We start from the raw sequence: 26,372 nt of genomic DNA, 5'->3' as shown, positions 1-26,372 counted from the left end.
CCACGCCGGCGACCACGGCCTCGGCATAGGCGGCATCGAGCGCGCTCATGTTCTGCATGTGGCTAATGGCCGAGCAGATGGCGAAGTTCGACAGGGGCGGGTTCTGCGCCGCCGCCCGCGCGATTTCGCGCGCCTTGGAGAGCGGGTCGTCCACGAGGTACTGGCAGAGTCCGACGCGCACGGCCTCTTCTCCGCGGTAGAGGCGGCCCGACAGCATCATGTCGATCATCCGGGCCTTGCCGATCAGGTCCGCGACCCGGATCGTCGCCCCGCCGCCGGTAAAGAGGCCCCGCTGACCTTCCGGCAGGCCGAAATAGGTGTCGGGCCCCGCCACCCGGATATGCGCGGCCGAGGCAAGCTCCAGCCCGCCGCCGACGACAGCGCCCTTGAGTGCCGCGATGACCGGCACGCCGCCGTATTCCATCTTGTTGAACGCCTCGTGCCAGCGCAGGCAGACCTGCATGAAATCCGCGGCCGAACGGTTCTCTCGGTGGTGTTCCACCAGGTCGAGGCCGGCGCTGAAGTGGTCGCCGTTGGCCGACAGGATCGCCGCGCGCACGCCCGCGCGGGGCAGGGTCGAGAAGATGTCGATCAGCTCCTCGATGGTGGCGGCGTCGAGGGCGTTGCGCTTGGCGGGGCGGTTCAGCGCAACATGGGCGATGCCGTCCGCGTCCACCTCCAGCAGGATGTTCGACAGTTTCAGATCGGCGGTGGTGCGCATTTCCGGTATCCTCCCTTGCCCGAAGGTTCGGGATAGCCTGCGGAAAGTGAATTGGCAAAGCGCGGGGAAAGGATCAGTCTGCAAAAAAAAGCACGTATCGGAGGATGGGTGATGAAGGACGCGAACCACACCAACGAACAGATCGCCGCCCGTCGCCGCGCGGCGCTGGCCCGCGGCGTCGGCGTGATGACGGACCATTTCGTGGCACATGCCGAGAATGCCGAGGTCATCGATGTCGAAGGCCGTCGGCTGATCGACTTTGCTGCCGGCATCGCGGTCGTGAACACCGGCCACCGCCACCCCCGCGTGATCGAGGCGGTGCGCGCCCAGCTGGACGCCTTTACCCATACGTGCCACCAGGTGCTGCCCTATGAGAACTATGTCCGGCTGGCCGAGCGGCTGAACGACGCGGTGCCGGGCGACTTCGCCAAGAAGACGATCTTCGTCACCACCGGCGCCGAAGCCTGCGAGAACGCCGTCAAGATCGCCCGCGCCGCGACCGGGCGTCCGGCGGTGATCGCCTTCAGCGGGGCGTTCCATGGGCGGACCTTCATGGGCATGTCGCTGACCGGCAAGGTCGTGCCCTACAAGAAGGGCTTCGGAGCCATGATGCCCGACGTCTATCACGCGCCGTTTCCCTGCCCGCTGCACGGGGTGACGACCAACGACAGCCTGGCCGCGTTGGAGACGCTGTTCAAGGCCGACCTGGACCCGGCCCGCGTCGCGGCGATCATCGTCGAGCCGGTGCAGGGCGAGGGTGGCTTCTATCCGGCACCGACCGAATTCCTGGCGGCGATCCGCGCGCTTTGTGACGCGCATGGCATCGTGATGATCGCGGACGAGGTGCAGACCGGCTTTGCCCGCACCGGCCGCCTGTTCGCGATGGAGCATCATGGCATCGCCGCCGATCTGACGACGATGGCCAAGGGCCTTGGCGGCGGCTTCCCCATCGCCGCCGTCACCGGCCGGGCCGAGATCATGGACGCGGCCGAGCCTGGCGGCTTGGGCGGCACCTATGGCGGCAATCCCATGGGCATCGCCGCCGGCCTGGCCGTGCTGGACGTGATCGCGGATGAGGGGCTCTGTGCCCGCGCCGAGACGCTCGGGGCCGCGCTGCGCGACAGGCTTGAGGCGCTGCGCGGCCAGGTGCCGCAGATTGCGGACATCCGCGGGCCCGGCTTCATGGTCGCGGTCGAATTCGCGACCGACGGCACGCCGGATGCCGCCATGACCAACCGAGTGCGGCTGGAGGCGCTGGCGCGCGGCCTGCTGCTGCTGACCTGCGGCGTGCACGGCAACGTGATCCGCTTCCTGGCGCCGCTGACGATCCCCGATGCGGTCTTTGCCGAGGCGCTGGACATTCTCGACGTCTCGATCCTGGCGGCGCGCCCCTAGGCGATCAGGACCATCACCAGCGGGATGGTGACGATGCTGACGGCGGTCGAGATCAGGATCGTCGTCGAAACGCGCTGCTGCGCCACGCCGAAATGTTCGGCCAGGATATAGACGTTGCCGGCCACCGGCAGCGCGGCGGCGGCGACCATGACGCCCGCGGCGAAGGGCTGAACCGCCAAGGCCCAGGCCGCCGCGCCGACCGCCGCGGGATGCAGGACCAGCTTCGCAAGGCTCAGCCAGCCCGATGCCGCCAGCCGCTTCAGGCGGCGTCCGGCAAGGCTGGCGCCGATGGCGAACAGCGCGCCGGGCGTGGCGGCAGCGCCCAGCAGCAACAGGAACTCGGCCGCCGGGGCGGGCATCGGCAGGCGGTACCACGACCACAGAAGCCCCGCTACCATCGACAGGATCATCGGGTTGGCCCCGATCCCGCGCAGCACCGGAACCACGGCCGCCAGCCGCACCCCGCCACTGCGCGAAGCGTGGACGATCAGCGTGATCAGCGTCGAAAAGACCAGCATGTCGATGGTCAGCACCATCAGGATCGGCCCGACGGCGCGTTCGCCCAGCAGGACGACCAGCATCGGCACGCCCAGAAAGCCGGTGTTGCCGATCATGCAGCACTGCGCCTCCATCGCGGCCTCGGCCAAGGGCAGGCCGCGGGCGCGGGCGACCGCCATGCCGATGGCCCAGACCAGCGACGATCCCGCCAGGTATGCCAGCACGAAGCGCCCGTCGAAAAGCGCGGCCAGATCCAGACCCGAGGCGAAGCGGAAGAGCATCGCCGACAGCGCGAAGTAGAACACGAAGCGCGTGAGCCAGGCAGCGCCCGCCTGAGGAAAGAACCGCGTGGCGGCGGCGATCCAGCCCAGACCGATCAGGGCGAAGAAGGGCAGGGTCTTCAGAAAGACCTCAGCCATGCCGGAACCGGTCGTGCACGTCGCCCCCCTTCCGGGCGCGTCATCCCGACCCGATCAGCACCCCAACGGCCAGCACCAAAGCACCGCCCACGACCACTTGCAAGGTCGCCCGCCAGAAGGGCGTCTGCATCCAGCGGTTCTGGATAAAGGCGATGGCCCAGAGCTCGACGAAGACCACCATGATCGCAAGCGTCGTGGCCGTCCAGAAGTCGGGGATCAGATAGGGCAGCGCATGTCCCAGGCCACCCACCGCGGTCATCACCCCTGACGACAGGCCGCGCTTCAGCGGCGAACCCCGGCCAGAGACGACGCCGTCGTCCGACGCAGCCTCGGTGAAGCCCATGCTGATGCCCGCGCCGATGCTGGCCGCCAGGCCGACCAGGAAGGTCGTCCACGGGTCCTGCGTCGCGAAGGCTGTCGCGAAGATCGGCGCCAGCGTCGACACGCTGCCGTCCATCAGCCCCGCCAGCCCCGGCTGCACCCAGGTCAGGACGAAGCTGCGATGCGCGACGCTGTTCTCTTCGTCTCGGCTCTCGGTGTCCAGATGCTCGGCCGTCAGTTCCGAGGCGCGGTTCTCGTGGCCGCGCTCTGCCGCGGCCAGATCGCCCAGCAGCTTGCGGGTGCGCGCGTCCTGGCTGACCTGCGCGGCATGGGCATAGAACTCGGCGGCGTCACGCTCCATGCCGGCGGCTTCCGCGCGGATCGTCTCCAGCGACAGGTTGCCCATCATCCAGGCGGGGCGGCGGGTGAAGTAACCGGCGACGTGTTCCCGGCGGATGACGGGGATCGCGTTGCCCCAGCGGGCGTGGAACGTGTCCAGCAGCAGGCGGCGGTGGCCGTCCTCCTCGGCGCTCATTCCCTCGAAGATCGCGGCGGTCGCGGGATAGTCCTTGCGCAGGAACTCGGCCCAGTTGCGATAGATGCGCGCGTCATCCTCCTCGGATGCGATGGCCAGGGCCACGATCTCGCGCTCGGACAGCTCCGACAGGCGCTTGCGGGCAGACAGGAACGGCATGGTCATCTTCTGTGCTCAAATATCCCCGGGGGTGAGGCCGCCTTCGGCCAGGGGGACGGACGGCCCCCGCTTCACCGTGAATTCAATCGCACCATCGTCCAGATCGCGCCGGTCCATCATGACATGGCCCGACTGCCGGCAGAAATGCGGCACATCGACCGCGGCCATCCTGTCGGTCGCGACCATCCGAAGCACCGCCCCTTCCGGCAGCGCCAGAAGGGCCTTGCGCAGGCGCAGCACGGGCAGGGGGCAGAGCAGCCCCCGCGCGTCGATCGTGTCCGGATCGCTCAAGACGCCCCCGCGAATCGGTCCAGGCACCACCGGGTCAGATCACCGGGCTGCAGCCGCTCGTCCATGCCTGCCGCGAAGTCCTGAAACGCCGCCTGCTGCTGGCGCGGCACGTAGAGGATGACCGGAAGCCCGCCGGCGACCGCCTTGCCGATCAGGTCGCGAAAGCCGCGTCCCATCGCCTCCTGCCGCCCGAATTTGGGGATCACCACGATCTGCGCATCGGCCAGGTGCGGCGCAGTCCGGGCCACCGCCTCCTCCAGCGCGGAGGTATCCAGCCGGCACCCCTCGGCCCCCGGCCCCAGCGACTGCGAGATCCGGATCGGCGCGCCCGGATCGCCCAGCACGATCATGTCCATGTCGCAGGCGACGTCAGGCCCGAGGTCGTGGTTCACCTGCACGGCCCCGGCCACGGCCAGCCCCCGCGCCTGCAGGTCGCGGGCCAGGTCCGCCAGCAGGCGGTCGGCCGCACCCGGTGGCGCATCCGCGGCCGTCGTGAACCATCCCAGCATCCCGCCCCCTTACACGCCGCTGTCCAGCGCGAACTTCATCAACCCGTTGATCCCGTCGACGCCCAGCTTCTTCTTCAGCGCCGAGGACGTGTTCGCGGCCGTCTTGTAGCTGACCCCAAGCCGATCCGCGATGGCCTGCAGCCCGTGGCCCCGGCCGATCAGCGCCAGCACCTGGCGTTCTCGGTCGGACAGGGCACCCAAGGGGTCGCCGCTGGCGCCGGCGCGCAGCGTGGCCAGGGCCATGGCCTGCTTGGGCGCCAGGTAGAACTCTCCCGCCTCCAGCATGCGGACGGCGTTGCGGAAATCGGCGGGCGGCGCGTTCTTCGACAGGAAGCCCTGCGCCCCGGCCTGCAGCGCACGGGCGGCAAAGCCCGTCTGGTCGTTCATCGAGAAGACGAGGATCCGTGCCCCCGGCGCCGCCTCGCGCAGCGGCGCGACCAGGTCGAGGCCCCCCGCGCCCGGCAGGCTGATGTCCAGCACGATCAGGTCGGGCGCGGGACCGGCTGCGAGCTGGTCCAGCGCCTCTTCGCCCGACATGGCCTGGCCTACGGGATCATAGCCCAGGTCGCGCAGCAGGCGACTGGCGCCCAGGTGGGTGATCGGGTGGTCGTCGATGACCAGGGCATGTTTCGTCACGTCGTCGTCCTGTTTCTCTGCGCCGCCTGCCGGGGCAGCCGGGCCGTAAGCCGCGTCCCCTCGGCATCCGACTCCAGCCGCAGGTCGCCCCCCAGCAGGGTGATGCGCTCTCTCATCCCGGTCAGCCCGGTGCCTTCGCGCCGACCATCGGCGATGCCCGCGCCGTCATCGGCCAGGATCATGCGCCAATGCGCCGGATCGGTCCAGAGCCGGATGGTCACGCGCCCCGCCCGCGCATGCCGCAGCGCGTTGGTCGTGCCCTCCTGCAGGATGCGGAACAGGGTCAGCGCGGTCGGCTCGTCGGGCTCGGGCAGGCCCGCGGCGATGTCCAGGTCGATGCGGGTTTCGGGAAAGCGGCGGTTCAGATCCTCGACATAGTCGGCCAGCACCGTCGCCAGCGGCAGTTGCCCCACCGCCATCGGCCGCAGGTCGTTCAGCAGCGCCCGGTTCACGCTGGCGATCTGGTCGGCGATGGTGCCGATCTGGTCGGCTGCCTGCCGGGTGGCGGCATCGGGCGCCGTTTCGCGCAGGGCATCGGCCTCGACCCGCAGGCCGAAGAGGCAGGGGCCCATCTCGTCATGCAGGTCGCGGGCGATGGCCTTTCGTTCCGCATCGGCGCGCGCGACGATCTGGTGCTGCAGCCGGCGCCGGTCGGCATGGGCCTGCTCCAGCGCCTCGGCCAGGTTGTCGGCATGGCGCGCCAGCGGCGCAAGCTCGGGCTGCGGCAGGTGTCCGATACGCGATTCAAGGTCGCCGCGCGTCAGGTCCGACAGACGCGTGGCTATCCTCTCCAGCGGTCGCAGGCCCCGCGACAGCGCCTGCGCGATCAGCATCGCCTGCAGCGCGGCCAGCGCCAGGGTCAGCGCCATAAGGTCGCGCATGTCGCGCCAGGCGCGGGCGATCTCCTCGGCCGGGTCGCCGGTGATCAGCACATAGCCGCGGGGTCGGCCCGCGACGACGACCGGCAGGCGTGTTTCCTGCGGATATGGCGCCACGAGGGCCGCGAACCAGCGCGGGGCCTGCAGAAGCGGGTCAGCAGGCCCCGGCGGCTGGCGCAGCGTGCCGTCCAGCGCATCCATCACGCCGATGCGGGCGTGGCGCGGTTCCGTCAGGCGTTCGGGCAGCAGGGCCATCACGCGGTCCGGCGGCACCGCGTCCTGCATCGTGCCGATGGTGGCCAGCACCAGGTTGCGGGCGGTCTGCGCGCCGGTCCGTGTTTCGGTCGCGATGTCGCGGCGCAGCCGGTCGAGGCTGCCTGCCGCCAGAATGCCCGCAAGGACCAGTTGCGTGGCAAGGATGACCAGAAGGATGCGGCTCTGCAGCGTCATGGCGGGCAGATTGGGGGCAAGTGCGGGCGGGGGCAATGAGAATGCCGCCGACCTGCGGTCCTGGCGGGTATATTCGACGAGAGAAGATGCGGCGGGCTTTCCTGCGCCTCCGCGCGGGCGTATTGATGAGGACATGAGCGATTATGACGATCTGGCGGCCCGCATCAGGGCCCTGTGCGAAGGCGAGACCGACCAGGTCGCGCTGATGGCGACCGTTGCCTGCGAGCTGCATCATTCGGACAACCGGTTCGACTGGACCGGCTTCTATCGCGTCGTTGCGACCGAGCTTCTGAAGATCGGACCCTACCAGGGCGGGCATGGCTGCCTGGTGATCCCGTTTTCCCGCGGCGTCTGCGGCGCTGCGGCGCGGACGGGGCAGGTTCAGATCGTTCCCGATGTCGAGGCGTTTCCCGGCCATATCGCCTGCTCCAGCAGCACGCGGTCAGAGATTGTCCTGCCGGTCTTCGGGGCGGGCGAGCGGCTGATCGGGGTCCTGGACATCGACAGCGACCGGCCCGATGCCTTCGACGAAGGCGATGCCACGGCGCTTGCCGCCATTCTCGAGGAGGTTTTCGGTGCAACATGATCTGACGGGTCACTGCCTGTGCGGGGCGGTGCGGTTTCGCGCGCAACACTCGGCCGACGTCCTGCGGGCCTGCCATTGCGGGCAATGCCGGCGCTGGTCGGGCCATGTCTGGGCCGCGGTCGGCGTGAAGGGGCTGGAGGTCGAGGGGCCGGTACGCTGGTTCGCCTCGTCCGAAAAGGCCGAGCGGGGCTTTTGCACCGAATGCGGCAGCGCGCTGTTCTGGAAGCAGACGGGCGGGTCCGAGGTCGACGTGGCGCCGGGCGCGCTGGACCAGCCGACGGGGATGCGCCTGCAGGGGCACATCTTCGTGGCCGACAAGGGCGACTATTACGACATCGCCGATGGCCTGCCGCAGTTCCCGCAAGAGGCGCCCGAATGATCTGGGAAACGCTGGCGAACATCCCCCTGGCGCAGATGATGGCCTTCATCGCCGGGGGGCTGGTGCTGAACTTCGCGCCGGGGCAGGACGTCTTCTTTGCCAGCGCCTGCGGCATCCAGGGCGGCCCACGCGCCGGGGCCTGGGCCGGTGTCGGGGTGGGCCTGGGCGTGCTGATGCATGTGACGCTGGCCACCATCGGGCTGGGCGCGGTCGTCGCCGCCCACCCCGAGGCGCTGCGTGCCATCAAATACGCCGGCGCGGCCTACCTGCTGTGGCTGGCGTGGAAAAGCTGGCGGTCGGGGGACATCGATCCGTCGGCGCGCGGCAGCGTCCGGGTCTGGAACATCGTCCGCCGGGGGTTTCTGTCGAACGCGCTGAACCCCAAGCCGGTGCTGTTCATGCTGGCTTTCCTGCCGCAGTTCACCAACATTGCCTGGGGTCCCATCTGGCAGCAGATCCTGGGCCTGGGCCTGATCTTCGCCTTCACCGGGACGCTGGTGACCATCGGTTACGGCGTCGTCGGCGGGATCGCCGGCAACGTGATCGGCAAGCGCCTGGCACTGGTCAACAAGATCGCCGCCGTTATGTTCGCGGGGCTTGCGGTGCGCCTCGTCGCGAAATGAGCGGGTTCGTCTACGCGCCGCCGCCCGATGCGCCCGTCGTCATCCATGCCGATGACGACGTGCTGGTCGTCCACAAGCAGGCGGGCCTGCTGTCCGTGCCGGGGCGCGGCGAGGATCGGGCCGACTGCCTGATCGCGCGATTGCGGGCCACCTTTCCGTCCGTGCTGCTGGTGCATCGGCTGGACCTGGACACATCGGGGGTGATGGTCTTCGCCCTGACGCCCCATGCGCAGCGCCACCTGTCCAAGCAGTTCGAGGATCGGCAGACCCGCAAGGTCTATGTCGCCCGCCTGGCCGGGCGGCTGGAGCCAAAGACCGGCCGCGTCGACCTGCCGCTGATCGTGGACTGGCCGAACCGTCCGCGCCAGAAGGTCGACCATGTCGAGGGCCGGCATGCGCAAACCGACTGGCGGGTGATGCGCGCGAACGATCAGGAGACGCGGGTCCGGTTGATGCCGGTCACCGGCCGCAGCCATCAGCTGCGCGTCCACATGGCCGAAACCGGGCATCCTATCCTGGGCGATCCGCTTTATGCCACGGGCGCGGCGGCGGAACATCCGCGGCTGATGCTTCATGCCGAAAGCCTAAGGTTCCGTCACCCGGAAAGCGGCGTGGTGCAGGGATTTTCCGCGCCCGTGCCGTTCTAGGTCTGCGCCAGCCGGCCCCGGAGCCGTCGCGACAGCCAGCGCGCCACCCACGGGAAGACCGCCAGCAGCGCCACCAGCGCGATCACCCGGGGCCCCGCGATGTCCGAGATATAGTCGATCTCGGCCAGCTGGGTGCCGGCGGCTGTCAGGATCAGCTTGTTGGGCAGCACGCCCAGCAGCGACACCAGCGCGAAGGTGCGCGCGGTCATGATGCTGACGCCCGAGGCCAGGTTCAGCACGAAGAACGGCAGCGCCGGCGTCATCCGCAGGCTGAGAAGCGCGAGTGCCCCGTTGGCCTCGGCCATGCGGTCCAGCTGGTCGATACGGCCATCCAGCAGGCGACGGACCGGCCGGGCCAGCAGGTGGCGCGCGGCCATGAAGGTCAGCATGGCCGCCGCGATCGTACCCGCAAGGGACAGGGCAAGCCCCAGCCAGAAGCCGAAGAATGCCCCGCCGGCCAAGGTCAGGGCCACCACCACCGGGACGGGCAGCGCGCCCGCCAGCGCGAAGCCGCCCAGATAGATCAAGGCGGCCAGGCGCGGGTTCCGGTCGCGCCAGCCCTGCCCATGCTCCAGCAGGCCCTGCAGCCGGGTCAGGTCGTTCTGCAAAGCCGGCAGGGACGGCCAGAGCCACAGGGCCAGCCCGGCCGCGGCAAGCGCGGCAACGGCCAGGCCCACGATCCGCAGGGACCGACGCTGCATGGCGTGTCAGGCTTCGCCGTCCGGGTACCAGTTGGCGATGACCACCTCGGCGCCCGATCCGCCCTCGGCCACCAGCCGCTTGAACTCCTCGAGGTCGCTGCCGCGGTGGTGATAGGGATAGACGATCTCGGGGGCGAAGGCGGCCACTGCCTCGGCCGCCTGCTGGACGGTCATCGTATAGGGCAGGTTCATCGGCAGGAAGGCCACGAAGATGTCCTGCAGCTGGCGCAGTTCCGGCGTGTCCTCGGTATCGCCGGCGATCAGGAAGCGCTTGCCGCCGATGGTCAGGATATAGCCGTTGTCGCGGCCTTGGGGGTGATACTGCTGGCGATCCTCGGTCGTGTTATAGGCGGGGATGGCCTTGATGGGCATGTCGAGCGCCTGGCCATCGTCGCCATTGGCCATGACTGTCGTGCGGCTGCCCATGGCTTCGGGCAGCATGTCGGCCACGGCCTGGTTGGCGATGACCGGCACCTCGGGCAGGGCGTCCAGCGTCGGCTGGTCATAGTGGTCGCCATGTTCGTGGGTGATCAGGATCAGGTCGGGGGCGGGCAGGTCGGCATAGGCCTCGGCCCCGCCGACGGGGTCGACATAGATCACGCCGCCGGGCGTTTCCCAGACCATCGAGGCGTGGTCGACGGGGTGGATCACCACCTCGCCGCCATCCACCTCGTGGCGAAAGGGGGCCGATTGGGCAAGGGCCAGTGTGGGGATCAGGGCGCTGCCGGCCAGTGCGGCGGCCAGCTTCAATCCAGAGCGTCGGGTCAGGCGCATTGTCTATTCCTTCGACGGGGGTCCATGGAAAACATCGCGTCGCGCGCACCGGTTCCCGTCCTTGCGGCCAGTGCGCGGCTGACCTAGTTTGCGGGCAGATCGGTCGCGGAACAAGGGGTTGGCGATGACACATCTGTGGGTCAGGGCGGAAAGCCGGCCGAACGAGGATCGCGTGGGCATCACTCCCGCCGGCGTCGCCAGCCTGATCGGGCGCGGAATGACTGTCACGGTGGAAGACAGCCCGCGCCGCGTCATTCCGATCCAGGATTATGCCCGTGCAGGCGCCCAGATCGCGCCAGAGGGCAGTTGGCCTGAAGCGCCGGAAGACGCCATGGTCTTCGGCCTGAAGGAACTGCCCGAGGACGGCACGCCCCTGCGCCACCGCCACATCATGTTCGGCCATGCCTTCAAGGGTCAGCCGGCCGGGCGTGCCCTGCTGAAGCGATTCAGGGAGGGCGGCGGGACGCTCTATGACCTGGAATACCTGACGGATGAGGACGGGCGGCGGCTGGCAGCCTTTGGGTATTGGGCGGGCTATGCCGGTGCGGCCGTGTCGCTGATGGCATGGGTCGCGCAGGCGCATGGCGGCCTCTGTGGGCCGGTCCATGTCCATGCCAGCCGCGAACACCTGCTGCAGGACCTGCGCGCGCGAATGGACGCGACGGGGCGCCCGCGCCCCCGGGCCATCGTGATCGGCGCCAAGGGGCGCGTGGGGCGCGGCGCGTCCGACCTGCTGACCGATCTGGGCGTGCCGGTCACCGCCTGGGACATGGCCGAAACCGCGCATGGCGGCCCCTTCCCCGAGGTATTGATGCACGACGTATTCATCAACGCGATCCTGGCGCAGCCGGGCGCACCGGTCTTTGTTCCGGCTGATGCGACGGGCGCGGCCCGCACGCTGACCGTGATCGGCGACGTGGCCTGCGACCCGACCAGCGAGTTTTCCCCGATCAAGGTCTATGACCGCACGACCAGCTGGGACGCGCCGGTGCTGCGCGTGGCCGACGTGCCGCCGCTGGACGTGATGGCGATCGACAACCTGCCCTCGATGCTGCCACGCGAAAGTTCGGAAGATTACGCGGCCCAGCTTCTGCCGGTGCTGGAGAGCCTTGATGCGCCGCATGTCGGCCCCTGGGGCCGTGCCGAGCAGCTTTTCCGCGAACACGTGAAAGAGGTCTGAGATGAGAATCCACTGGGTCGGCACGGGCCTCAGCGCAATTCCGGGGCTGCGCCGGCTGATCGGGACCGGCGCCGCCGTCTATGTCTGGAATCGGACGGTCGAAAAGGCGCAAGAGCAGGTGGGCGACCTGACGCAGGAGATCCGCGAATATTCGCCCGAGGCGCTGGAAGCGATGGTCCGGCAGGGCGATGTCGTGGTGTCGATGCTGCCCGCCGACCAGCACGTGGCGCTGGCGCGGATGGCCATTGCCAAGGGCGCGCATTTCGTCAGCTCCAGCTATGTCTCGCCCGAGATGGCGGCGCTGGACAGTGAGGCCAAGGCGGCCCGTGTGGCGCTGGTGAACGAGGTGGGCCTGGACCCCGGCATCGACCACCTCATGGCCCATGACCTGGTCGAGGATTATCGCGCCGCGGCCCAGCCCGGCGACAGGATCAGCTTCACGTCCTATTGCGGCGGCGTTCCGGCGCATCCGAATCCGTTCCGCTACAAGTTCAGCTGGTCGCCGCTTGGCGTGCTGCGGGCGCTGCGCTCGCCGTCGAAATCGCTGCGAAACGGCGCGGTGCGCGACGTGGTGCGGCCTTGGCACGCGATCGAGCCATATGACGCACCCTTGCCCACGCCCGAACGGTTCGAGGTCTATCCCAACCGCGACAGCCTGCCCTTCGTCCGGCAGTACCGGTTCGATCCGGCCTGGGACGTGCAGGACTTCGTGCGCGGCACCCTCCGCCTGCAGGGCTGGCAAGAGGCGTGGACCCCAGTCTTCACCGAGATCGAGACGCTGAACGGTCCCGCAGGAGAGGCGCGGCTGCGCGAGATGGCCGAGGGCTTCTGGCGCGACAATGCCTATGACCCGGGCGAACCTGACCGCGTCATCCTGTTCGTGGCGCTGAAGGCCGAACGTGACGGCCGCGTGGGCTGGCACAAGGAATGGGTGCTGGACGCGCAGGGTAACGACAGGGGCAGCGCCATGGCGCAGCTGGTATCGATCCCCGTCGCCTTGGCGGTCGAGGCGGTCCGCGAAGGTCGGCTGACGACCGGCGTGCAGGCCGCGCCGCACGATCCGGCCCTCGTCGGCGATTGGCTGGAACAGGTGTTGACCATCGCCCAGCACATGGCAAAGGTCGATCACCTGGAGTGACAGGGTGTTCCCGCGCCTGACCGGAACGTGAGCAATCGTGATCGGTGGCGCGGGAACGGTCGGGGGGTCTGGACATTGATCGGGTACCTGCGACCAAAGCCGGAGAACCCGATGACCCGCCCCACGACGACAAGCCTGACCGCTCTTGCCGCCACCGCCGTTCTGGCCGGGGCTGGCTGCGCGCAGCAGTTCAACGAAGCCGCGCCGAGCGGCGCCGCCTATGACCAGTCCCCCGCCTTCGAAAACCAGACCCGCGCGCCGGAGCTGCAGAGCGGCGTCGAGCTGACGCAGACCGTCGTGGCCGAGGGGCTGGAGCATCCCTGGGGCCTCGATCAACTGCCCGACGGCAGCTGGCTGGTGACCGAACGCCCCGGGCGCATGCGCATCGTGACCGCCGAAGGCCAGGTGGGCGAACCCATCGCCGGTCTGCCAGAGGTGGACAACCGCGGCCAGGGCGGGTTGCACGACGTCTCGGTTGCCGATGACTTTGCCGAAACCCGCCGCGTCTGGTGGACCTATGCGGAACCGCGCGGCGACGGCAAGAATGCCACCGCCGTGGCCACCGGGACGCTGTCCGAAGACGGCACCACGATGCAGAACGTCGAGCGGATCTTTCAGCAGCAGCCGGCCTGGGCCTCGACCAAGCACTTCGGCGCGCGGATCGTCCATGACGGAGAGGGGCATATCTTCGTCGGCCTGGGCGAACGTTCGGACCCCGAGCCGCGGCAATACGCGCAGGACCCGCAATCGACCCTTGGCAAGATCGTCCGCATCGACGCCACCACGGGCGAACCGGCCGGCGCGGGCGTCGAGGGCGCGCTGCCCGAGATCTGGTCGATGGGCCATCGCAACATACAGGCCGCCGAGATGGGTCCGAACGGGCAACTTTGGGTGGCCGAGCATGGTCCCAAGGGCGGCGACGAGCTGAACCTGATCGAGCCGGGCGTGAACTATGGCTGGCCCGAGGTCAGCTATGGCACCGACTACGACGGGTCCCAGCAGGGGGTCGAGGAGATGGAGGGGATGCAGCAGCCCGTCTACTACTGGGACCCCTCGCCCGCGATCAGCGGCATGACCTTCTATGACGGCGAGATGTTCCCCGATTGGCAGGGGCAGGCCCTGATCGGCGCCCTGAAGTCCGAGGAGCTGATCCGGCTGGACATCCAGGACGGCCGCGTGACCGGCGAAGACCGTCACCTTCAGGGTGTCGGCCGCGTCCGCGACGTCGAGGTCGCCCAGGACGGGGCGCTGATGCTGATCACCGACCACGACAACGGCCAGATGATCCGCATCACGCCGGAAGGTGCAGGCGACGCCTGAGGAGACCTTGGCGAGGTCAACCCCGCCCCCGAGGTTGCGGCTGCTGCGAAACGCAGCCGCAGCTCAACAGAAGCTTGGGTTCGGCGGTGGCGCACCACAAGGCCAATCCTGCCATGGAAGCTTGCGACCACGTCAAGGCTGCAAACGCTTCGTGAAAGGCGTGTCCGAAGGCGGGTCTGCCCAAGCTCGACCAGGGGCTGCGGCGGATCAGTCGCGCCGCCCGAACAGCCGCTCGATATCGGCCAAGGGCAGCTTGACCCAGGTCGGGCGCCCATGGTTGCACTGGCCGGACTTCGGCGTCCGCTCCATCTCCCGCAGAAGGGCGTTCATCTCCTCTGCGGTCATGCGCCGCCCCGACCGGACCGAGCCGTGGCAGGCCATGGACGACAGCACCGCATCGATCCGCGCCCGCAGCCGGTCGGACGCGCCCTGGTCCTCAAGGTCATCAAGGATGTCACGGATCAGCGCCCTCGCATCCAGACGTGCCAGCATCGCCGGCACCTCTCGCACCGCGATGGCGCCGCCGCCGAAGGGCTCGATCACAAGGCCGAGCGATGCCAGATCCTCGGCCACCGACAGGACGCGCGCGGCATCGGAATCGGACAGTTCGACGATCTCGGGGATCAGCAGCGCCTGCGCGGCGATGCCGTTCGCCTCGGCCTGTGCCTTCAGCCGTTCATAGACCAGCCGTTCATGCGCCGCATGCTGGTCGACGATGACCAGCCCGTCCGCAGTCTGCGCGATGATGTAGTTCTCGTGGATCTGCGCCCGCGCCGCGCCCAGGGGGGTATCCTCGGTGGCGGCCGGGGACAGGTCCTCCACCGACTCGAAGCGGGCCGAGGGGCCTTCTCCGAAGCCCGGGTGGGGGGCAGGTGCCAGCGTCGTGGGGGCCTGCAGGTCCAGCCCCGCCCGAACCGCCGTTGCCGTGGGCCGAACCGGATGATGCACCGGCTGCGGGCGCATCGCCTGCAGCGTCGCCGCCCCCACGGTCGAGGACGCGCGGTGCCCCGCCCCCGCCATCGCATGACGCAGGGCGCTGACGACCAGCCCCCGCGCCGCCTGAGGATCACGGAATCGGACCTCGGCCTTGGCGGGGTGGACGTTCACGTCCACCAGCTGCGGATCGCAGTTCAGGAACAGCACCGCCGCCGGATGCCGCCCCGAGGCTAGCACGTCCATATAGCCCGCCCGCAGCGCCCCGGTCAGCAGCCTGTCACGCACCGGCCGGCCATTGACGAACAGGTGCTGCGCCACGGCTGCCCCGCGCGAATAGGTCGGCAGCGCCGCGAAGCCGGTCAGCGAAATCCCGTCGCGCTCGGCGTCGATGGGCAGGGCGTTGTCGGTGAACTCGGTGCCCATGATCCGCGACAGGCGCGTGGTCAGGGCACCGAACAGCTCTCCCTGCTCGGCATCGGCGCGGAAGATCTCGCGGCCGTCGGCGGTCAGGCAGAAGCCGACATAGGGCTCGGCCATGGCCAGACGGCGCACCACCTCGGCCACGGCCTGGGTTTCGGCGCGTTCGGTCCGCAGGAACTTCAGCCGGGCCGGCGTCGCGAAGAACAGCTCGCGCAGCTCCACGACGGTGCCGCAGTTCCCGGCCGCGGGGCGCGGGGCGGACAGCCGCCCGCCCGCCACAGCGATGGAGGCGCCATCCGCCCCCTGCCGCCGCGAGGTGATCACCAGCCGCCCCACCGCGCCAAGCGACGGCAGCGCCTCACCACGGAATCCGAAGCTGGTGATGGCCAGCAGATCGCTGCCGTCGATCTTGCTGGTCGCGTGACGCGACAGCGCCAGCGGCAGGTCGTCGGGCAGCATCCCGCAGCCGTCGTCGCTGACCCGGATCAGGCGCTTGCCGCCTTCCTCGATGGCAACGTCGACGCGGGTGGCGCCGGCGTCCAGCGCGTTCTCGACCAGCTCCTTGACGGCCGAGGCCGGACGCTCGACCACCTCGCCCGCCGCGATGCGGTTGGCGGTCGCCTCATCCAGCTGGCGGATGACCGGGCTTATGTTGCGCGAATGATCGTTCATCGCCCTAAATCTAGCAGCCCCGCCCCCGCGCCGCCAGAGGTTCGCGGGCGCTACCGGCCGGAAACGACCGCGCCGCGCACCAACGGGGCGCGGCGCTTTCAGGGGTTTCCCCTCTTGCTCTCAGTTCGTGGTGGCGTCGGCGGTCGTGGGCTCGATCCCCTCCGGCTGCCCGACCAGAACGAAGCGCAGCTGTTCCGGGTCCAGCAGCCGCTCGGCCACGCGGGTCACGTCCTCGACCGTGACCGCCTCGACCTGCGCATTTCGGGTGTCGATATAGTCGATGGGCAGGCCGATCAGCTGCATCCCGGCCAGAATCGACGCGATCCGCCCGTTGCCGTCGAAGCGCAGCGGGTATTCGCCCGTCAGGTAGGTCTTGGCATCCGCCAGTTCCTGCTGGGTGACGCCCTCGGACATCTTGGCCCATTCCTGCCGGATCAGCTCGACCGCCTCGGCCGTGGTCTGGTTCGATCCCGCCATGCCGCCCTGCCAGGTCTGACCATAGAGACCCGTCGCCAGCCCCGTGCCGATACCATAGGTCAGCCCGCGCTTTTCGCGGATCTCCTCCATCAGGCGCGAACTGAAGCCGCCGCCGCCCAGGATGTGATTCGCGACATAGGCCGCGAAATAGTCCGGATCGTCGATGGGCAGGCCGGGTCCCGCAAAGGCCACGACCGTCTGCGGGCTGTTCCAGTCGATCACGGTCGTACCGCCGGAGAGCTGCAGGTCGGCATCTTCTGGCAGGGGGGCAGTGCCAGTTTCCGGCAGCCCGCCCAGGATGCGGTCCAGCAGCAGCCCCAGCTCCTCGGCCGAAATGTCGCCCGCGGCGCCCACGACGACCCGGTCACGCGCCAGCACGCGGTTCTTGGCAGCGACAAGGTCCTGCCGCCCCAGCTTGGCGACGCTTTCACGTGTGCCGTTGACCGAGGTCGCATAGGGGTGGTCGCCCCAGGCCTGGGCCGCCATCTCCTTGGCGGCGATGCTGTTCGGGTCGGTCGCCTCGGAGCGGATGATCGCCTGCACCTGCGCGCGCACGCGTTCGATGGCGTCATCGTCGAAGCGGGGTTGCGTCAGCGCCTCGGCCAGAAGGTCGGCGGCCTCGTCGCGGTTCTCGCTCAGCGACTGGAAACCGACGGACACGGTATCGTCGCCGGCATCGAAGGACAGGCGCGCGCCCAGATCCGCGACCGCCTGCGCGAATTCGGTGGCGTTGCGCTTGGCCGCCCCCTCCTCCAGCAGCCCGGTCATCAGGTTGACGGCCCCGCGCTTGCCTTCGGCATCAAGGCTGGCGCCACCCCGGAACTGGATGTCCAGCGCGACGAAGGGGATACTCTCGTCCTCGACCAGCCAGGCCTCGATTCCGCCGGGCGAGATCACTTCCTGAATTTCGATCGCCTGCGCCGGCAGGGCCAGAAGTGCGAAGACGGCGGCGAATGCGACGCGGATCATGGCTGCACCTCCTGGGCGTTCGCGGGGGTTTCCGGCGCGCCGGCGGCAGGGGCGCCGGCGGCCGTCTCGACTGCCTCGGGCAGCAGCCACCCAGTGACGCTGCCCTGATCGGTCAGCACCATGCGGGCGACCTCCATGATGTCCTCGGCCGTGACGGCCGAAAGGATATCCGGCCAGTCGTTGACGTCCTCGACCGTCAGGCCGGTGGACAGGCCCTGACCATAGTCATAGGCGCGCCCATGCGCCGAATCGCGGGCATAGATCTGCGCGGCGCGGATACGGGTCTTGACCCGCTCGAGGTCGGCAGGGTCGGGCCCTTCCTCCAGAAAGGTCGCCAGCGCCTCGTCCAGCGCCGCCTCGGCCTCCTCGGGCGTGACACCTGCGGAGGGCACCAGCGACAGCGTGAACTCGGTCCGGTCCAGCGACAGCCCGCTATAGGACGCACCGGCCCACAAGGCCGTGCCCGGCAGCACCAGCGCCTGCCCCAGCACCGACGTCTGGGTCGAGCCGCCCAGAAGGTCCGCCAGCACCGTCAGCGCCGCGGCCTGCCGCTGCTGGCCGGGATCGCGTTCCGGGGCCAGCGTGCTGCGGGTCATCCGGGGCTGGGCCACGCGGGGGTCCGTCATCTCGATCCGGCGGGCGGTCTGCTTGACCGGCTCTTGCGGGCGGATGCGGGGCGCGTCCTCGGCCTTGGCCGGGATGTCGCCGTAATACTCCTCGGCCAGGCGCCGCGCCTTCTCGGGGGTGACGTCGCCGGCCAGGATCAGCACCGCGTCGTCCGGCCCGTAATGCGTGTCGTACCAGTCGATGGCATCCTCGCGCGTCAGCGCCGCAATCTCGTCGCGCCAGCCGATGATCGGGCGGCCATAGGGGTGATTATCAAAGACGACCGCGTTCATCTCCTCGGCAAACAGTGCGGCGGGATCGCTGTCGACCCGCTGCGCGCGCTCCTCCAGCACGACTTGGCGCTCGGCCTTCCAGTCGTCGTCCGAGATCGACAGGTTCTCCATCCTGTCGGCCTCCATCTCCATGATCAGCGGCAGCCGGTCGCTGGCGATGCGCTGGAAATAGGCGGTATAGTCCCAGGACGTGAAGGCATTGTCGCTGCCGCCATTGGACGTGACGGTCTTCGACAGCTCACCGGCCTCCAGTTTGTCGGTGCCCTTGAACATCAGGTGTTCCAGGTAATGGGCAATGCCGGACTTGCCCGGCACCTCGTCGGCGGCGCCGATCTGGTACCAGACCATCTGCACGACGACGGGCGCGCGGTGATCCTCGATCACGACGGTCTCCAGGCCGTTCGGGAGGGTGAAGTGGCTGATGCCCTCGGGCATCTCGGCCCGCGCGGACAGGGCCGCCAGGGATGTAGTCAGCGCCAGGGCCGTGGCCAGGGCGGGACGGAATGCGGGGCGACGCATGGGTGCTGCAACCTCCTCTTGCTGCGGCGGAATCTGGACCGCCCAAAGGGCTTGCGCAAGCGCACTAACGACAATGTGCGGCGGGCGTGATGCCGCGCCCGGTCCGTCCCCGGACGCTCAGTCCTCGGCCGGCGCGGGCGAGGTCGAGGTGATCGCGCCGGCGCGCTGCCAGCGCAGCTGTTCATCCCGCGAATCCAGCGCCATGGGGTCATAGGCACGCTGATAGACCGAGGTGCCGAAGATCCGCTCCAGCGGGCGGCGACCGTTGCGGGCGCGCCATTCGGCGTCCGAGGCGGCCAGCGTCTCGCGGATCTGCGCATCGGTGCCGGTGCGGGCCGCGTGGGCGACCAGGGCCTGGTCGCTGGCCGCGATGCCGCGGTCTTCCAGACGCTCGGCGCTGCCGCCAAGAGCGGCCACGGCCTCTCCCTTCGGGTTCGGATCGGTGATGTTCGCGCCGCCGGGCGTGGGCGCCGGCAGGACCGACAGGTCCGGCGGCATGGTCAGCGACCGCGTCGGCAGGATGGCGAATTCGTCCGGCCCGGACCGGCCGACGTTGAAGTTGTTCAGCTGCCGGCCGCCGCTGCAGCCCGCAACGACCAACGCGGCCGCAAATCCCATCACCAGCGCGCTTGTTCGCATGTCCTGCCCCATTTGGTCCTTTGCGCCCTTCCTTAGCCGGATTTTCCCCGTCCGTCACGCGTCTCTTCGGTCTGCTCGAAAAGGTCGGGCTGGGCCGGGCGCGGAGCCTTTGGCGCGGCGGGCTTGGGCGTTGCAGGCGTTTTCGCCGCAGGCCGGGCCGGGGCGGTCTGCGCGGCTGCCGGCTTTTGCGGCATCAGGACCAGCCCGATCGCGCCCGCGAAGATCGAGATATCGGCCACGTTGAAGCTGTAGGGGTTCTGCCAGCCCGGCAGCGACATGTTCAGGAAATCGGCCACCGCGCCGTAAAGCAGCCGGTCCACGACATTCCCCAGCGCGCCGCCGATCAGCAGGCCCGCCGCGATCCGGCCGAACCGGCCCATCACAGACCGCCACACCCAGATCCAGACCCAGATGCAGATCGCCACCGCGATGCCGACCAGCACCCAGCGCATGACGTCCTGGTCCGACGCCATCAACCCGAAGTTCACGCCCTGGTTCCAGGCCATGCGCAGGTTCAGCCAGGGCGGCAGGACATCGATCTCGCGGACCCGGTCCAGCTGCATGACATGGACGACCAGGTATTTCAGCGCCTGGTCCAGCAGGAAGATGCCTGCCGCGACCCAGGCCACCAGCCGCATGTCGCTGCGTGCGGGCGGCGGGGGCGTGCGCGGCTTGCGCACCCGCGGGGCCTTGGCGGCGGGCTTGGCGGGCGCGGCCATCAGTGGCGGAAGTGGCGTTGGCCCGTCAGGACCATCGCCAGCCCAAGGCGGTTCGCGGCCGCGATGACCTCGTCGTCGCGCATCGATCCGCCGGGCTGGATCACCGCGCGGGCGCCGGCCTCGGCCAGGGCCTCGATGCCGTCGGCGAAGGGGAAGAATGCGTCCGAGGCCACCGCCGCGCCGTTGGTCAGCGGTTCGGACAGGCCCAAGGCCTCGGCCATGTCCTCGGACTTGCGCCGGCCGATGCGGGTGCTGTCAACGCGGCTCATCTGACCCGCGCCGATGCCCACCGTCGCCAGGTCCTTGGCATAGACGATGGCGTTCGATTTCACATGCTTGGCGACGGTCCAGGCGAACATCAGGTCGGCCAGTTCCTGGTCCGAGGGCTGACGGTCCGTCACGATCTTCAAGTCGGCGCGGGTCACGTGGCCGTTGTCGCGGCCCTGCACCAGCAGCCCGCCCGCAACCTGCCGAAAGGCCAGCCCACCGGCGCGCGGATCGGGCAGCCCGCCCGTGGTCAGCAGGCGCAGGTTCTTTTTCGCGGCAAAGATGCGGCGCGCGTCCTCGTCCGCGTCGGGCGCGATCACGACCTCGGTGAAGATCTTGACGATCTCCTCGGCCGTCGCCCCGTCCAGCGGCCGGTTCAGCGCGATGATCCCGCCGAAGGCCGAGGTGCGGTCGCAGTCGAAGGCGCGCTTGTAGGCCTCCAACGCGGTCGCGCCCTGGGCCACGCCGCAGGGGTTGGCGTGCTTGATGATCGCGCATGCGGGGCCTTGGGCGGGGTCGAACTCGGCCACCAGCTCGAAGGCGGCGTCCGTGTCGTTGATGTTGTTGTAGGACAGCTCCTTGCCCTGGTGCTGCTGGGCGGTCGCCACGCCGGGGCGGGCATCGCCTGTCACATAGAAGGCTGCCTGCTGGTGCGGGTTTTCGCCATAGCGCAGGCCCTGGGCCAGCGTGCCGGCAAAGGCGCGGCGGCGGGGCACGGCCTCTCCGATGGCGTCGGCCATCCAGGTGCTGACGGCGGCGTCATAGGCGGCGGTGCGGGCATAGGCGGTCTGCGCCAGGCGCTGGCGGAAGGGCAGGGTGGTCCCGCCGTTCGCGTCCAGTTCGGCCAGCACCGCGTCGTAATCCTGCACATCCACGACCACTGTGACGAAACCGTGGTTCTTGGCCGCTGCCCGGATCATCGCGGGGCCGCCGATGTCGATGTTCTCGATGCAGTCGTCGTAATCCGCGCCGCGGGCGACGGTTTCCTCGAACGGATAAAGGTTCACGACCAGCAGGTCGATCGCGCCGATGCCGTGGTTCTCCATCGCGGCAACGTGGTCGGGGTTGTCGCGCAGCGCCAGCAACCCGCCATGCACCGCCGGGTGCAGCGTCTTGACGCGGCCGTCCATCATTTCCGGAAAGCCGGTGACATCGGCCACGTCGGTGACCGCCATGCCCGTGTCGCGCAGGGCCTTTGCGCTGCCGCCGGTGGACAGGATCTCGACGCCGCGCGCGTGCAGGGCGCGGGCGAACTCGATCAGGCCGGTCTTGTCGGAAACGGAAATCAGCGCACGCTTGATGGCGACGGGGGCGGAGGCTGCGTTTGCAGGCATGGGAGGGGCCTCGTGTCTGGTTCCCCGCCCGATTAGCGAAGCCGGTCCCGACAGTCCAGCGCCGGATGCCGATCGGCACCTGCACCGTGGCCTTGTGGGGCAGGCGGGTTGCCTGCTTGCCCCACATACCGGATCTGGTCCCCGGTCGGGCTGCCCTTGCTTGGCCCCTGTGGTGTCGGTAACGGTCGCCGCCTATTGGGTGCCGGGCTTCCGCAGCCGCGCCATGTAAAAGCCGTCCATGCCGCCCTTGTCCGGCCAGAAGTCCGGGCGCAGGCGCAGGCCGCCTTCCTCGGTGATCCAGGCGGGGTCGATGCCGGCCAAGTCGATCCGGGTCAGGTCGGGGCGTTCGACCGTCAGGCCGGGATGGCGGGCCAGCGCCTCGTCGATCTGGACCTCGCCCTCGTCGGGGATCAGCGAACAGGTGGCGAAGACCAGCCGCCCACCGGGGCGCAGCAGCGACAGCGCGTGGTCCAGAAGCGCCGCTTGCAGCTCGATCAACTCGGCGATGCCGTGGCCGTCGCGGATGAAGGGCAGGTCCGGGTGGCGGCGGATCGTGCCGGTGGCCGAACAGGGCGCGTCCAGCAGGATAGCGTCGAACTGCACGTCCGGGCGCCATTGCAGCGCATCGGCGGCGACCAGGCGCGCGGTCAGCCCGCAGCGGGCCAGGTTTTCGGCCACGCGTTTCAGGCGCTGGTCGTTGATGTCGACGGCGATGACCTCGGCCTTGGCGGTGGCCAGCTGCAGCGTCTTGCCACCCGGCGCGGCGCAGAGGTCCGCGATGCGTTCCCCCGCCTTCGGGTCCAGAAGGCGCACGGGCAGGGCGGCGGCCGCATCCTGCACCCACCAGTCGCCAACGTCGTAGCCGGACAGCGCCGTGACCTGCGCCGGGCCGTGGATGCGCCATGATCCGGTGGGCAGCGGGTCGGCACCCGGCACCGCGGCCGCGCCGGGGCGGGGCGTCAGGTCCAACGGCGCGCCCCGCTGGTGGGCGGCCTCGATGGCGGCCATGACGTCGCCGCCATAAGCCTCGACCAGCGGATCGCGCAGCCATTCGGGCAGCGGCTGCGGCGGCAGGTCGGCCCAACCCGCGAAGGCGCTGGCCTTGCGCAGCACCGCGTTCACCATGCCCGCCGCCGCTTGGCCGCGCTTGCCCAAGGTCCGCGTCAGGTCCACCGCCGCGCCGACGACGCCATGGGCGGGGGCGCCCAGTTCCAGCATCTCGACCACCGCGAGGCGCAGGACGTCGGCGATTTGGGGGGCAGGCTTGCGCGCGACCAGCGGCTCGATCACCCGGTCGGCGCGGCCCTGGTGGCGCAGGGTTTCGGCCGCCAGCCGCGCCGCCCGCGCCTGTTCGGCCACCGGCAGCGACCGCAGCGCGCCGGACTGGTCCGACAGGGACCGCCCGTCGCGCACGCCCTGGATCAATCGCAAGGCGCCCCTGCGCGCCACATCGCCGCCCGGCTTTGCCAAATCGCTTTCCTTTGCCTACATGTTCGTCAAGACTGACCGTCACCCATACGCCCATCCGGAGGATCTTTCCATGAGCGATGACACCCCCGACCTGCCTCCCGCAGCGCAACGTGCCCTGGCCGAGGCCGAAGAGCGCCGCCGCGCGCAGGCGGCCCGGATCCTGCCCAAGGAATACGGCGGCCGCGACGGTCCGGAACCGGTGCGCTATGGCGACTACGAAAAGAACGGCCTCGCGGTGGATTTCTGAATGGCCGGGGTAACTGAATGGATTGGCTGAAAGCCTCGGCCACGCAGCAGGGCCGCGCGATCATGGCGGGCCTTCTGGACCCGATCAACCAGACCGAAGCCTATCTGGACGCGGCGAAGACCCATCCCGACTGCGCCCGCATCTATGCCCGCCTGACGCCCGCCCGCGCCCGGTCCGAGGCCGTGGCCGCCCATGACCGCGCCAAGCAGGAACGCCGCCACAGCCTGCTGGACGGCGTCGCGATCAGCTGGAAGGACAATATCGACAGCGGCGGCACCGTGACCGAGGCCGGATCGAAGCTGCTGGAAGGCCGGGTGCCGCGCAAGGACGCCAACATCCTGGCCCGCGCAGCTAGGCGCGGCACGATCTGCCTGGGCAAGACCCACATGACGGAACTGGCATTTTCGGGCCTGGGGCTGAACCCGGTGACGGCCACGCCGCCGAATGCGCTGGACCCGGACCTTGCTCCCGGGGGTTCGTCCTCGGGGGCGGCGGTTTCGGTGGCGCTGGGGCTGGCGGCGGCGGCGATCGGGACGGATACGGGCGGGTCGATCCGTGTGCCTGCGGCCTGGAACGGGCTGGTCGGCTTCAAGCCGACGCATGACGCGCTGCCCGAAAAGGGCGTGGTGCCGCTGGCACGCCGCTTCGACATCGCCGGCCCCATCGCCCGCACGGTCGAGGACTGCGCCGAGCTGTTCGCCATCATGGCCGACCAGCGCGCCCCCGACCTGGCCGAGGCGACGGTGCGCGGCATGCGCTTGATGGTGCTGGACGGCCTGCCCTTCGACGGGGCAGAAGCCGGGCCGGTCGCCGCCTTCGAGGATGCCGTGGCGCGGCTTGCCGCTGCGGGTGCGACCGTCACCCATGTCACCACCGATTGGTTGGACCGGGCGATGGCGCTGTCGCCGCAGCTGTTCGCGCCCGAGGCCTATGGCATCTGGCGTGCGCAGATCGAGGATGCGCCCGAACTGATGTGGAAACCCATCCTGGACCGCTTCCGCGGCGGCGCCGAGGTGAGCGGCCCCGGCTATGTCGCCGCATGGGAGCAGCTGTCCCGCATCCGCCGCAAATGGATCAAGGACGTGGTTGGCGGCTATGACGCGGTGCTGGTCCCGACCGTGCCGATCATGCCGCCCACGACCCAGCGGCTGATGAGCGACGAGGCAGAGTTCGTTCGGGCCAACCTGCTGACGCTTCGGAACACGCGAATCGCGAACCTTCTGGGCCTGCCATCGGTCACGCTGCCGACGGGGCATCCATGCTGCGGGATCTCGCTCATGGGACATGCGGGTCTGGACCGCCACCTGCTGCGCGTCGCCGCCGGGGCCGAGGCCGCGCTGCACGCCTGAAGCCCCGTCTTGGCTGGACGCACGGGCGCGATGCCGCTAATGTTTCGGCCAATGAACGGGGCGAAGACCCCGAAGAAGCGAGGCACAGATGGCATTCCCCGAGCGGTTCTCGAACCTGCCGGAATACGCGTTTCCGCGTTTGCGGGCGCTGCTGGCGGACATCACCCCAGGGTTGTCCGCGGGCGAATCCCCAATGGTCCTGACCATTGGGGAACCTCGCCACCCGATGCCGGACTTCGTCGCGGGCGTCATGGCCGACAGCATCGGCGAGCTGGCGAAGTATCCCGTGAACGAAGGCACGCCAGAGCTGCTGGCCGCGATCGGCGGCTGGCTTGGTCGGCGCCACGACCTGGATGTCGCGCCAGATCGGCTGATGATCCTGAACGGCACGCGCGAGGGGCTGTTCAACGCCGCGCTGGCGCTATGTCCGGAAACCAAGAACGGCCAGCGGCCCGCCGTGCTGATCCCGAACCCGTTCTACCAGGTCTATGCCGTGGCCGCCGCCGCCGTGCATGCAGACCCCGTCTTCGTGCCCGCCACGCCTGATACCGGCAATCTGCCCGATTATGCGGCACTTGACCCGGCGCTGCTGGACCGGGTGGCGCTGGCCTATCTGTGTTCGCCCGCCAACCCGCAGGGCGCGGTGGCCGGTCGCGACTATCTGGAACGGCTGCTGGCCCTGGCCGAGCGTCATGATTTCCTGATCCTGGCCGACGAATGCTATTCCGAGATCTGGCGCGATGCGCCGCCGCCCGGCGCGCTGAAAGTCGCAACGGACATGGGGCTGCCCGACCGGGTGGTGATGTTCAACTCGCTATCGAAGCGGTCGAACCTGCCGGGGCTGCGGTCGGGCTTTGCTGCCGGAGGGCTGGCGCAGATCCGTCAGATGCGGCGCCTGCGCAGCTATGCGGGGGCGCCGCTGCCGCTGCCCGTCCAGCGCGTCAGCGAACGGGCCTGGGCCGAGGAGGCGCATGTGGATGCCAGCCGCGAGATGTATCAGCAGAAATACCGCATTGCCGACCGGGTGCTGGGTAACGTTCCCGGCTATCGCCCCGTCGAGGGCGGGTTCTTCCTGTGGCTGCCCGTCCCTGACGGAGAGGCCGCCGCCCGCAAGCTGTGGGCCGAGGCCGGCATCCAGGTGCTGCCGGGCGCATATCTGTCGCGGGATGTGGGCGGGACGAACCCCGGGCGCGGCTTCATCCGCGTGGCGCTGGTCGCCGATGCGGCCCAGACCGATACGGCGCTGACACGACTGCGCGCGGTTCTTTACGACGACATTGCGGAGGGGTGAGATC

At 69.5% G+C, this 26,372-nt stretch carries 27 protein-coding genes; 11 read left to right on the top strand and 16 right to left on the bottom strand.

The annotated features are described in order from the left end of the window. Window positions 1-721: crotonase/enoyl-CoA hydratase family protein (locus tag OC159_RS13800; protein ID WP_265501762.1), on the bottom strand; the 721-nt coding region annotated here is incomplete at its 3' end. A gap of 111 nt (window positions 722-832) precedes the next feature. On the opposite strand from OC159_RS13800, the gene OC159_RS13795 reads away from it, so the two are divergent. Beyond that, entirely contained in the window at window positions 833-2,116 is a 1,284-nt protein-coding gene (locus OC159_RS13795) for a 4-aminobutyrate--2-oxoglutarate transaminase (RefSeq protein WP_265501761.1), read from the top strand. Here the strand turns inward: OC159_RS13795 and OC159_RS13790 are convergent. The 6 genes from OC159_RS13790 to OC159_RS13765 are packed head-to-tail and all read right to left on the bottom strand — an operon-like array spanning window position 2,113 to window position 6,812. Then, window positions 2,113-3,033, bottom strand: coding sequence for an AEC family transporter (locus OC159_RS13790; RefSeq protein ID WP_265501760.1), 921 nt, complete (start codon window positions 3,031-3,033; stop codon window positions 2,113-2,115). The genes OC159_RS13795 and OC159_RS13790 overlap by 4 nt on opposite strands. A 40-nt stretch (window positions 3,034-3,073) precedes the next feature. After that, the gene (mbfA, locus tag OC159_RS13785) at window positions 3,074-4,048 is read right to left on the bottom strand and encodes an iron exporter MbfA (RefSeq protein ID WP_265501765.1); all 975 of its coding nucleotides are present in this window, start codon (window positions 4,046-4,048) and stop codon (window positions 3,074-3,076) included. 15 nt (window positions 4,049-4,063) lie between these two features. Beyond that, a complete protein-coding gene (locus OC159_RS13780) occupies window positions 4,064-4,339 on the bottom strand; it encodes a sulfurtransferase TusA family protein (RefSeq protein WP_265501759.1) in 276 nt (91 codons plus the stop codon). Continuing rightward, entirely contained in the window at window positions 4,336-4,848 is a 513-nt protein-coding gene (locus tag OC159_RS13775) for a DUF2478 domain-containing protein (RefSeq protein WP_265501758.1), read from the bottom strand. The genes OC159_RS13780 and OC159_RS13775 overlap by 4 nt, the downstream gene beginning before the upstream one ends. Before the next feature lie 9 nt (window positions 4,849-4,857). Then, the gene (locus OC159_RS13770; protein ID WP_265501757.1) at window positions 4,858-5,484 is read right to left on the bottom strand and encodes a response regulator; all 627 of its coding nucleotides are present in this window, start codon (window positions 5,482-5,484) and stop codon (window positions 4,858-4,860) included. Next, the gene (locus tag OC159_RS13765) at window positions 5,481-6,812 is read right to left on the bottom strand and encodes a histidine kinase (protein ID WP_265501756.1); all 1,332 of its coding nucleotides are present in this window, start codon (window positions 6,810-6,812) and stop codon (window positions 5,481-5,483) included. The genes OC159_RS13770 and OC159_RS13765 overlap by 4 nt, the downstream gene beginning before the upstream one ends. A 133-nt stretch (window positions 6,813-6,945) precedes the next feature. On the opposite strand from OC159_RS13765, the gene OC159_RS13760 reads away from it, so the two are divergent. From OC159_RS13760 to OC159_RS13745, 4 genes are read left to right on the top strand one after another with little or no spacing between them, the layout of a single operon-like run. Continuing rightward, window positions 6,946-7,398, top strand: a complete 453-nt coding sequence (locus tag OC159_RS13760) for a GAF domain-containing protein (protein ID WP_265501755.1) — start codon at window positions 6,946-6,948, stop codon at window positions 7,396-7,398. Beyond that, a complete protein-coding gene (locus tag OC159_RS13755) occupies window positions 7,388-7,777 on the top strand; it encodes a GFA family protein (RefSeq protein WP_265501754.1) in 390 nt (129 codons plus the stop codon). Before OC159_RS13760 ends, OC159_RS13755 begins: the two co-directional genes overlap by 11 nt. Further along, window positions 7,774-8,400 (top strand): LysE family translocator, encoded by a 627-nt coding sequence (locus OC159_RS13750; protein WP_265501753.1) that lies wholly within the window; start codon window positions 7,774-7,776, stop codon window positions 8,398-8,400. The genes OC159_RS13755 and OC159_RS13750 overlap by 4 nt, the downstream gene beginning before the upstream one ends. Further along, window positions 8,397-9,047, top strand: coding sequence for a pseudouridine synthase (locus OC159_RS13745; protein WP_265501752.1), 651 nt, complete (start codon window positions 8,397-8,399; stop codon window positions 9,045-9,047). The genes OC159_RS13750 and OC159_RS13745 overlap by 4 nt, the downstream gene beginning before the upstream one ends. Here OC159_RS13745 and OC159_RS13740 read toward each other — a convergent pair. Together OC159_RS13740 and OC159_RS13735 are read right to left on the bottom strand one after the other, a co-directional pair. Further along, on the bottom strand, window positions 9,044-9,748 hold the full coding sequence (locus tag OC159_RS13740) for a TVP38/TMEM64 family protein (protein WP_265501751.1): 705 nt from the start codon (window positions 9,746-9,748) through the stop codon (window positions 9,044-9,046). The genes OC159_RS13745 and OC159_RS13740 overlap by 4 nt on opposite strands. A gap of 6 nt (window positions 9,749-9,754) precedes the next feature. Further along, window positions 9,755-10,522 carry an MBL fold metallo-hydrolase gene (locus OC159_RS13735; RefSeq protein WP_265501750.1) on the bottom strand — a complete coding sequence of 256 codons (768 nt, stop codon included), beginning with the start codon at window positions 10,520-10,522 and terminating at the stop codon, window positions 9,755-9,757. 124 nt (window positions 10,523-10,646) lie between these two features. Between OC159_RS13735 and OC159_RS13730 the strand changes: the two genes are divergently transcribed. From OC159_RS13730 to OC159_RS13720, 3 genes are all read left to right on the top strand, one after another. After that, on the top strand, window positions 10,647-11,702 hold the full coding sequence (locus tag OC159_RS13730; RefSeq protein ID WP_265501749.1) for a saccharopine dehydrogenase: 1,056 nt from the start codon (window positions 10,647-10,649) through the stop codon (window positions 11,700-11,702). A 1-nt stretch (window position 11,703) separates the two neighbouring features. Beyond that, complete coding sequence (locus OC159_RS13725) at window positions 11,704-12,840, top strand: saccharopine dehydrogenase family protein (protein WP_265501748.1); 1,137 nt, start codon at window positions 11,704-11,706, stop codon at window positions 12,838-12,840. A gap of 111 nt (window positions 12,841-12,951) precedes the next feature. Beyond that, a complete protein-coding gene (locus OC159_RS13720; RefSeq protein ID WP_265501747.1) occupies window positions 12,952-14,160 on the top strand; it encodes a PQQ-dependent sugar dehydrogenase in 1,209 nt (402 codons plus the stop codon). Between the two features lie 207 nt (window positions 14,161-14,367). Here OC159_RS13720 and mutL read toward each other — a convergent pair whose 3' ends face one another. The 7 genes from mutL to OC159_RS13685 all read right to left on the bottom strand — a co-directional run bounded on the left by mutL (window position 14,368) and on the right by OC159_RS13685 (window position 23,481). Continuing rightward, complete coding sequence (mutL, locus tag OC159_RS13715) at window positions 14,368-16,188, bottom strand: DNA mismatch repair endonuclease MutL (protein ID WP_265501746.1); 1,821 nt, start codon at window positions 16,186-16,188, stop codon at window positions 14,368-14,370. Between the two features lie 120 nt (window positions 16,189-16,308). Next, window positions 16,309-17,634, bottom strand: a complete 1,326-nt coding sequence (locus OC159_RS13710) for a M16 family metallopeptidase (RefSeq protein WP_265501745.1) — start codon at window positions 17,632-17,634, stop codon at window positions 16,309-16,311. Further along, window positions 17,631-19,052: a M16 family metallopeptidase gene (locus tag OC159_RS13705; RefSeq protein WP_265501744.1), complete on the bottom strand. Its 1,422-nt coding sequence runs from the start codon at window positions 19,050-19,052 to the stop codon at window positions 17,631-17,633. The genes OC159_RS13710 and OC159_RS13705 overlap by 4 nt, the downstream gene beginning before the upstream one ends. 117 nt (window positions 19,053-19,169) lie before the next feature. Further along, a complete protein-coding gene (locus OC159_RS13700; protein WP_265501743.1) occupies window positions 19,170-19,691 on the bottom strand; it encodes a DUF3035 domain-containing protein in 522 nt (173 codons plus the stop codon). A 32-nt stretch (window positions 19,692-19,723) separates the two neighbouring features. Further along, the gene (lspA, locus tag OC159_RS13695) at window positions 19,724-20,329 is read right to left on the bottom strand and encodes a signal peptidase II (RefSeq protein WP_265501764.1); all 606 of its coding nucleotides are present in this window, start codon (window positions 20,327-20,329) and stop codon (window positions 19,724-19,726) included. 80 nt (window positions 20,330-20,409) lie between these two features. Beyond that, entirely contained in the window at window positions 20,410-22,011 is a 1,602-nt protein-coding gene (gene purH / locus OC159_RS13690) for a bifunctional phosphoribosylaminoimidazolecarboxamide formyltransferase/IMP cyclohydrolase (RefSeq protein WP_265501742.1), read from the bottom strand. A gap of 192 nt (window positions 22,012-22,203) precedes the next feature. Continuing rightward, the gene (locus OC159_RS13685) at window positions 22,204-23,481 is read right to left on the bottom strand and encodes an RsmB/NOP family class I SAM-dependent RNA methyltransferase (protein WP_265501741.1); all 1,278 of its coding nucleotides are present in this window, start codon (window positions 23,479-23,481) and stop codon (window positions 22,204-22,206) included. Between the two features lie 70 nt (window positions 23,482-23,551). Here OC159_RS13685 and OC159_RS13680 point away from each other — a divergent pair, with 70 nt between their 5' ends. From OC159_RS13680 to OC159_RS13670, 3 genes are all read left to right on the top strand, one after another. Further along, complete coding sequence (locus OC159_RS13680; RefSeq protein ID WP_265501740.1) at window positions 23,552-23,728, top strand: DUF1674 domain-containing protein; 177 nt, start codon at window positions 23,552-23,554, stop codon at window positions 23,726-23,728. A gap of 17 nt (window positions 23,729-23,745) precedes the next feature. Continuing rightward, window positions 23,746-25,077: an amidase gene (locus OC159_RS13675; protein WP_265501739.1), complete on the top strand. Its 1,332-nt coding sequence runs from the start codon at window positions 23,746-23,748 to the stop codon at window positions 25,075-25,077. 88 nt (window positions 25,078-25,165) lie between these two features. Continuing rightward, window positions 25,166-26,368, top strand: a complete 1,203-nt coding sequence (locus tag OC159_RS13670; protein ID WP_265501738.1) for an aminotransferase class I/II-fold pyridoxal phosphate-dependent enzyme — start codon at window positions 25,166-25,168, stop codon at window positions 26,366-26,368. Window positions 26,369-26,372 lie beyond the last annotated feature (4 nt).

Origin of the sequence: Paracoccus beibuensis (genome assembly GCF_026162625.1) — a bacterium.
GTDB lineage: Bacteria > Pseudomonadota > Alphaproteobacteria > Rhodobacterales > Rhodobacteraceae > Paracoccus > Paracoccus beibuensis.
Note: the sequence above shows the minus strand (reverse complement) of the source record. Positions and strands in the feature narration are given on the sequence as shown.